Consider the following 7,628-nt stretch of genomic DNA (forward strand, 5'->3'; position numbering starts at 1 on the left):
CTCCGCATTACTAATTCACTTTTACCCAGTTACCAGAGGATGTCTGCTGGTACACCGCCCCTTCGAATCCCACTGTGACGAATCCCGGGGTTCCCCTTCGTGCGAGGCCATACAGCCAACTATAGGTAATGGGCGGACCGAATTGGGGGGCCTTCCAGGTCCTGCCCCCATCGGTGGAAGTCAGGAATATGCCGTCACCCCCGGCGTTGATGGTGTTCCGTTTATCTCCTCCGATGCAAAAGAGGGTACTCTTGGGTGCACCTGTGTCGACCTTCTTCCAGGTCTTGCCGCCATCGGTCGTCCGTGTCACATGTCCCTCTATACCCACGGCCCAGGCATTCTGTGCATCTACTGCCATCACATCGAACAAGTATGGGTCAGCAACAATGTCGCCGGTTTCTGGGGATACCCCAAACCCGCCTGCCTCTTTCACCCACTTCCTCCCGCCATCCCGGGTGTGATAGATCAGTCCGTATTCTCCCACGGCCCACCCGTTCTGGGCATCAGAGAAGGAGACGGCCTTAAGGATGAAGTCGCCCTCCTTAAACTGGACTGTCCATGTCTTGCCACCATCATTTGTGTTGAGGATGTGTGTACGCTCCGTGACGACCCAGCCTTTGTTAGGGGATACGAAGACCACATCCATGAGGAAGAAGGGCACAGGGCTCTTCTGACTCTTCCAGGTTTTTCCTCCATCCGCAGTGTGGATGATGGTCCCTTCGTCCCCCACTGCCCATCCGTGCTTTGTATCGACAAAAAAGATAGAAGTGAGGGTATAGTCCGTTCCCGTCTCCTGGGCATTCCAAGTTTTTCCTCCATCCGCAGTGTGCAGCACAGTGCCCCAGCGGCCGCAGGCCCAGCCATTATTCTCATTCGGGAACGTAACAGAAAACAAGTCGTAATTAGGTTTTTTCTGGTTAGCCGCAAGAGTAGCCGACTCGCTGTGTAGAACAACAAAAAAGAGAAGGATGCAGATTAGCGCGATTGCGCTTGGAATACTGTTCAGTCTCTGATTATTAACAAATCTTCGGGGCAATGTTTTGTGATGACTCTTAGAAACCTCCTGCATATCTATCCCCTTTGCAGCAAAAAACGCATAGTTTTTCTAAAATATTTATAATAATTTTTGTTTATATCCCACATAATGGGTTTAATCAATAGCTGAAAACCGTCATTTTTCCATTTTTGATTTGCTATGCATACACATTCATAAAGCTTTTTTGTGAAGGCAATATAATAAAAAATTGCAGGCTACCGCAGTTCAGGCTATCACACTCCCATCTATAACTTCCTGCATCGGCTTGCGTTTTCAATCATCAAGACCCGAACCTATATAAATTGCCCGTTGAGTATCATTTTAATGTAATGATACAACCATGTATATAGCGGAAATCCGTCATTTTTTACCGGGCCTTGAGAGACAAAAACAGATTTAAAGCCGCAAAAAAACATCATGTATACCTTGCTGGAATAACTTTTTCTTGAAGATTTGTAAAAAAGAGGTATCATCTTTATGAATCGCAAGTAATATTTTTCATGAAGGAGAGTTGGATATTGAAAAAGCTTGCAATATTTTCAGTGATATTCATTTGCATTGTTTGGGTCTCACAGGTAAGCTCACAAGCAGAAGAATGGCAACATTTTTTTACAAATTCTTCCGGTGACCGTTTTTATTATGACCGGCAAAGCATCACATATCCCTCGGATTCGGTTGTAAAGATACAATCAAAGGTGTCAAACGCAAGAGAAGGCACCAAACAACGCGAATTGAGGATGCTTATGGAGATCGACTGTTCCAAGCAGATGTATCGCAAACTGGAATCGCAGATACTGAACAGTGACGGTACAATCCGTGCCTCCTCGCAGCCTTCTGGATGGAGTGATATAATACCTCAATCCAACATCGCAACTCTTGCCGACAAGGTCTGTAAAAAAACAATAGGGCGACATCATGACCGGTAGATTTAATCCACGGCAAGGCTTTATCGGTCATCTTTTTAATCCTGCTGGGCACCCGTAAACCGTAGGTTCGTGCTTATCATCAGGGGATAGTACTTTTTATTTGACTTTTTATGCCCCAAAAGAACATATTACAGAGTGAGGTGCAGGCAGTGATACGCAAAGATCCGCTTGTCGACTTACTGATCCATGACCTGACAGGACCACTTTCAATCGTCTCAACAAGTATTAACAGTCTATTAAGCAAAGAGGACAGATTCGGGCCTATCCCGGATGCCCAGCGGGAAACCCTGGAGAGGATCCTCAGAAATGCAAATAAGGCAAAGGCACTCCTCCAGGAAATGATCGAGGTCTATCGGTCAGAAGAAGGTCTGTTCAGAAAAGACGAAATAGTAATTGTCGAGGTCGTAAGAGAGGCGCTCCTGGATGCCGTTGAGATCATCAATCCCGATATGGCCTCAAAACTCGCAAAAACAGGTAACGAAAAAGAGTTCATGCATATACTCAGTAAAAACGGCATCTCCGTCGAGGTCTCCGGCAGATATGGTCAATCTTCCTTTGTCCATGATCGCAAGAAGATCCAGCAGATCATGAGAAACCTCATTACCAACGCCCTTAAATACCGCAAAGAAAAGATGAAGCTCACCATCAGCGGTGATCTCGACCTTGTGATCACTGTCGAGGACGATGGAGAAGGGATCCCGGAGGAAAAACAGGATTATATCTTTAAACGCTTCTTTCACCTGAAGAACAAGACAGAATGCGGCGCCGAAGGCCTTGGATTCGGCCTTTCATGCGTAAAATCCCTTGTCGAAACGATGAGAGGGGAGATAGTGTTAAAAAGCGGAGAAGGAGAAGGCTCATGCTTCACTGTCCGTATCCCTTCCCTTTAAAACTAAAAAGGAGGATGTCATGAGTGAATCCATTTTAAACGGGAAAAAGATCCTGGCTGTTGATGATGAGCCTGATGTGTTAACAGTCCTTGAAGAAGAGATTACCGATGCATGTCCGCAATGCACATTTGACAAGGCCACGACCTTTGATGCTGCGTCCAGGTTGCTTGAATCCAAACCCTATGACGTGGTCATACTGGATATTATGGGTGTACGGGGTTTTGACCTCCTGGACCTGGCAGTCAAAAAGAATCTGAAGGTCGTCATGCTTACCGCACGTGCTTTAAGTTCCGAGGCCCTGAAAAAATCATATGACATGAAGGCGCGGGCATATCTGCCGAAAGACAAACTCGGCGAGGTCGTTCCTTTCCTTGAAGACGTCCTCAAGCACGACTTTGAATCAGGGTGGAAGAGCCTTTTTGAAAAGCTCCACGGGTTCTTCACCGACAAATTCGAGTCAGACTGGGAAAAGAAGACTGGCCTCAACTGGCGTGAATGGGGAAGATCGTCAGGAGTGTAGCAAGGCGATTCAGTATTTACAATGCATTGGTTTACTTAACCTGAACCTTAACCTCAGCCTGAATTTGTTCTTAGCATTTAATACTATGACATCAGAAACCGGGCACAGGCAATATATCATCAGCCACTACAAAAAAATAGCGAAGGTATATGGGATCGCCGACCTGTTCCTGACAGCGGTGAAACGGGAAGTGGTCCGCCTCATAGGTAAAAAAAACGGAAAGATACTCGATGTGGCATGTGGCACGGGGCCTCAGGCGGCAGCGCTCGCGCGGACTGGCCACAATGTAATCGGGTTAGACATCTCCGATGCCATGCTCCGCAAGGCAAAAAGAAAAAATCAATCATTGACGAATGTGACGCTGATCCAGGCTGATTCGGCACAGATGCCTTTCAGAGATTCTGTCTTCGATGTTGCGACAGTCTCCTTTGCCCTCCATGAAATGCCGGAGGCCATTGCAATCGTAACGCTGGAGGAGATGAAGCGGGTAACAAAAAAGGACGGGCAAATCATCATAGTGGACCTCAATCTATCGGGAAGAAGGTTTATTCAATATGTAGTCAGTCAAATCCTGTTGATCGTGGAGCCGAAATACTACAGAGAATATTTGAAAAAAGGGCTGGAGGAATATACCGCTAAAGCGAAATTAACGAAGGTATCACACACTACCCTGTATTTCGGACTTGCCTCGATCATCGTATGCCGACCTGTTTCCGCGTGAATATAAGCCAACAAATAAAGTGAAGTAAAAAAAGAGAGGAGGCCCTGATGCCTCCTCTCCTGGTTTTCTGAAGAACTGTTTTGCCTGCCGCCTTACGCCTACCGGGCTTTAGTCTTTATGCCCCTTTCTTCTTTTCCTTGAGCGCCTTCAAAATCTTTTCCGGCGTTATGGGCAGATCCTTGATCCGCACGCCCACTGCATCGTAAATGGCATTGGCAATTGCCGGCGCAGTCGGGACAAGACCCGGTTCACCGATACCCTTCGCGCCAAAGGGTCCGTCCTGCTCATCGGACTCGACGATGACCGCTTGTACCGGCGGTACATCCTTTACCGTAGGTACCTTGTAATCAAGGAAATTGCCGTTCTTCAGGTATCCCTTTTCGTAGATCATCTTCTCACCCAGGGCGTAGCCGAGACCCATGAGACCACCCCCGTAGATCTGTCCCTCGAGCAACATGGGGTTGATCGCCTTCCCCACATCGTGGGCCGCAATGTAGTTGAGTATCTTCACCTGGCCCGTCTCTTTATCGACCTCGACCTCAACGCCATGGGCGCCGTACGCGTAAGCAACAGAGAGGTTCCCCTTGAATTCCTTGTCAAAGTTCTCATTGGCAGGGTCATAAAAATATTCTGCCATGAGCATATTACCGCCTAAGGTATAATGTACTTTTCGGAGCACCTTTCCGAGAGGGGCATTCTTCTCGTTGTTCTTTGTGGAAAAGACAACACCGTTTTTAATATCCAACGATGCAGGGTCTTCCTCAAGGAGTTTTGCTGCGACCTCCAGTATCTGTGCCTTTATCTTCTTTGCCGCACCAAGCGCTGCATTGCCTGCTACGAAGGTTGTTCTGCTCGCATGAACTCCTACATCCCACGGGCATATGTCAGTATCATTATTGATAACGTTCACGTCATCAATGGGGATGCCGAGCACCTCTGCTACGATCTGTGCAATAATCGTCTCCGAGCCCTGGCCGATATCACTGGCGCCGGTAAAGACATCGACCTTTCCGAAATCATCCATCTTGATGATGGTGCCACACCCGTCGGACTTATAGACGCGGGCCCCGCCGCCAACGTGGATGAGCGATGCCATACCGACTCCCCTGTTACCCCCTTTTCCTTTCTTGCCTTTCCAGTCAAGCCTTTTTACCACCTCATCGATACACTCTTTCATGCCGCAGGATGTAATCTTGAAGCGCTGCGGGGTAAGCTCGCCAGGCTCGTTGGCGTTTTTTAACCTCAGTTCATAGGGATCGATCCCTGCCTTTTCAGCAAGCTGGTCGAGGGATGATTCGATGGCAAAGGTCGCCTGCGGGTTTCCGTAGCCGCGCATGGCCTGACTGTATGTGTTGTTCGTGTATACGCACTTTGCGATATATTTGACGTTTGGCACCTTGTAAAGCGACGAGATGGGGAGCATCATGACCGAGGGGGTTGTTGCTCCCCACGATGTATATGCGCCGTTATCAAGTACCATCTCTATCTCCCTGAATGTGAGCCGTCCTTCCTTGTCACAGCCATGGGAGATCTTCGTGATCGTGCATTGACGGGGTGATGTGGCAAAGAACTCTTCTTCCCGGGAAAAGACTATCTTTATGGGTTTTCTCGTTTTTATCGCCAGGAGAATAGCGATATATTCATAGGCATAGGTGTCGAGTTTGCTCCCGAATCCGCCACCAATAACAGACTGGACAACTCGAACGCGCTTGTTCTTGAATCCGAAGGCATTGAGCGCATCGATATAATCGTTCTGTGCGAGTGATGGGATCTGGGTGTTGCTGTACATGGTGAGGTTGTTGTTCGTATCCAGCTGGGCAATACATCCGCTTGTGCCGAGGCAGCAGTGTGTTACCCACTGGGTGCTGAAGGTATCCTCCACGATAAAGGCCGATTCCTTTTTGGCAGCTTCAACATCGCCGCAGGTGAGTTTCCAGGGCATCTTGAGGACATTTGATTTCGCCTCTTCGTGGACAAGCTGCGCCCCTTCCTTCATCGCCTCCAGCGGGTCGAATATTCCCGGCAGTTCCTCGTACTCGACATCGATGAGGGAGAGGGCCTCTTCGGCGATCTCCAGGCTCGTTGCCGCAACGGCCGCGATCTCGTCACGGATCGACAGGACCTTCCCTGTTTTAAGCGGTGGGTTATCCTTCATGACGCCGATCCTGAAGGTAGCAGGCATATCAGAAGCGGTGACAACTGCCCTTACGCCGGGGAGCTTTTCCGCTTTTGATGTATCGAGTTTGAGTATCCGGGCATGGGGGTATTTACTGTAGAGAATCTTTCCATGGAGCATATTGGGGATCTTAAGGTCCTGGATATATATGGCGCTGCCCATTGCCTTGGGGGGCGCATCGCGTTTCGGGATCTTCTGTCCGACTGTTGTGAGATTGTTCATGTTCACCTCCCGCCTGCAACTGATTTTATGGCATCCATTATCTTGACGTACCCTGTGCATCTGCAGAGATTGCCTTCAATGGCCTCTTTGATCTCATCCTCTGTCGGTTTCTCCTTTGTATCGAGGAGGGCCTTGGCAGACATGATCATGCCCGGTGTGCAGAACCCGCACTGGACCGCACCCTCATTGACGAATGCCGTCTGGAGGGGGTGCATTGAGCCGTCCCTGGAGGCAATGCCTTCTATGGTTGTAACGCTCTTACCCTCAACTTCCATGACAGGGAATAGGCAGGAATTCACCGCCTGACCATCGATAATCACCGTACAGGCGCCGCATTCACCATATCCGCAGCCTTCTTTTGTGCCTGTCATTTCAAGGACCTCTCTGAGCAGATAGAGGAGTGTCCACTGGGGATCAACCTCTATGGTCACCTGTTCGTTGTTCAGTGTAAATGCTATCTCTTTTTTCATCATGGCCTCCCTACCAGAGTCTCTCGGGATAAATAGCCTCATCGGGCCGTATTATCCTGTCGATCGATTTTATCAGCGCCCTTTTTACAAGAACCTTTATCATCTCGCTCCTGTACCATGCCTCTCCGCGTATGCTGTCTCTTGGCTGGGCCTCTCCGGCCGCGATGTTCCCTATCTCTTCAAAAAGCTCGGGCGAGACGATCTGTCCCTTCAACGCTGCTTCCGCCTTTTTTGCCCGTATAGGCCGCGGCGCGACGACACCCATGGCAATCCTCGCGTCTTCGCATTTCAGCCCCTCATCTTTGAGTCTGGACAGTATGTTTGAGATGCTGTCGACGGTACAGAACATATCTCTGCAGCGCACCTCGCTTCCGCTCTTGACGGAAATCGTTATCCTGGCTGCCACGCCGAGGATGGGAAGATCCATGGCCTGTCTGCGGGTATGTTTGATATAGGCGGACCCGGTGTTTTCATCAAATCCGGGCATAACAAATTCTTTCACGATCTCGCCTTTCGAAAGGGCCGTCCTGCCGGGTCCAAGAAAGAAATCATCAAGATCCAGCTCCCGTGAGCCCTTTGGTCCTACGATGATTGCCCTCGCATCAAGGACAAGAAGTGGACAGGCGGTATCAGCGGAAGGGGCTGCATTGCAGATATTCCCCCCGAT

General features: G+C 49.2%; 7 protein-coding genes. 3 read left to right on the forward strand and 4 right to left on the reverse strand.

Annotation, left to right across the window (positions count from 1 at the left end; all coding sequences use genetic code 11):
• Positions 1 to 10: 10 nt before the first annotated feature.
• Positions 11 to 1,069 (reverse strand): YCF48-related protein, encoded by a 1,059-nt coding sequence (locus PHU49_02465; GenBank protein MDD5242858.1) that lies wholly within the window; start codon positions 1,067 to 1,069, stop codon positions 11 to 13.
• 1,042 nt (positions 1,070 to 2,111) lie between these two features.
• Here PHU49_02465 and PHU49_02470 point away from each other — a divergent pair.
• The 3 genes from PHU49_02470 to PHU49_02480 all read left to right on the forward strand — a co-directional run bounded on the left by PHU49_02470 (position 2,112) and on the right by PHU49_02480 (position 4,093).
• A complete protein-coding gene (locus PHU49_02470) occupies positions 2,112 to 2,852 on the forward strand; it encodes a HAMP domain-containing sensor histidine kinase (GenBank protein ID MDD5242859.1) in 741 nt (246 codons plus the stop codon).
• 19 nt (positions 2,853 to 2,871) lie between these two features.
• Positions 2,872 to 3,372, forward strand: coding sequence for a response regulator (locus tag PHU49_02475; GenBank protein MDD5242860.1), 501 nt, complete (start codon positions 2,872 to 2,874; stop codon positions 3,370 to 3,372).
• Between the two features lie 85 nt (positions 3,373 to 3,457).
• Positions 3,458 to 4,093 (forward strand): methyltransferase domain-containing protein, encoded by a 636-nt coding sequence (locus PHU49_02480; GenBank protein MDD5242861.1) that lies wholly within the window; start codon positions 3,458 to 3,460, stop codon positions 4,091 to 4,093.
• 115 nt (positions 4,094 to 4,208) lie between these two features.
• On the opposite strand, the gene PHU49_02485 is transcribed toward PHU49_02480, so the two are convergent.
• The 3 genes from PHU49_02485 to PHU49_02495 form a co-directional block, all read right to left on the reverse strand.
• The gene (locus PHU49_02485; protein ID MDD5242862.1) at positions 4,209 to 6,491 is read right to left on the reverse strand and encodes a xanthine dehydrogenase family protein molybdopterin-binding subunit; all 2,283 of its coding nucleotides are present in this window, start codon (positions 6,489 to 6,491) and stop codon (positions 4,209 to 4,211) included.
• A 2-nt stretch (positions 6,492 to 6,493) separates the two neighbouring features.
• Entirely contained in the window at positions 6,494 to 6,964 is a 471-nt protein-coding gene (locus PHU49_02490) for a (2Fe-2S)-binding protein (protein ID MDD5242863.1), read from the reverse strand.
• A gap of 7 nt (positions 6,965 to 6,971) precedes the next feature.
• A partial coding sequence (locus tag PHU49_02495) for an FAD binding domain-containing protein (GenBank protein MDD5242864.1) occupies positions 6,972 to 7,628 on the reverse strand: 657 nt, incomplete at its 5' end.

Source organism: Syntrophorhabdaceae bacterium (genome assembly GCA_028713955.1).
Taxonomy (GTDB): Bacteria; Desulfobacterota; Syntrophorhabdia; order Syntrophorhabdales; family Syntrophorhabdaceae; genus UBA5609.

Excerpts from the sequence above, each read along its gene's own strand:
- PHU49_02465 (MDD5242858.1), bottom strand. The coding sequence starts at position 1,069 with ATGCAGGAGGTTTCTAAGAGTCATCACAAAACATTGCCCCGAAGATTT.
- PHU49_02475 (MDD5242860.1), top strand. The coding sequence starts at position 2,872 with ATGAGTGAATCCATTTTAAACGGGAAAAAGATCCTGGCTGTTGATGAT.
- PHU49_02480 (MDD5242861.1), top strand. The coding sequence starts at position 3,458 with ATGACATCAGAAACCGGGCACAGGCAATATATCATCAGCCACTACAAA.
- PHU49_02485 (MDD5242862.1), bottom strand. The coding sequence starts at position 6,491 with ATGAACAATCTCACAACAGTCGGACAGAAGATCCCGAAACGCGATGCG.
- PHU49_02490 (MDD5242863.1), bottom strand. The coding sequence starts at position 6,964 with ATGATGAAAAAAGAGATAGCATTTACACTGAACAACGAACAGGTGACC.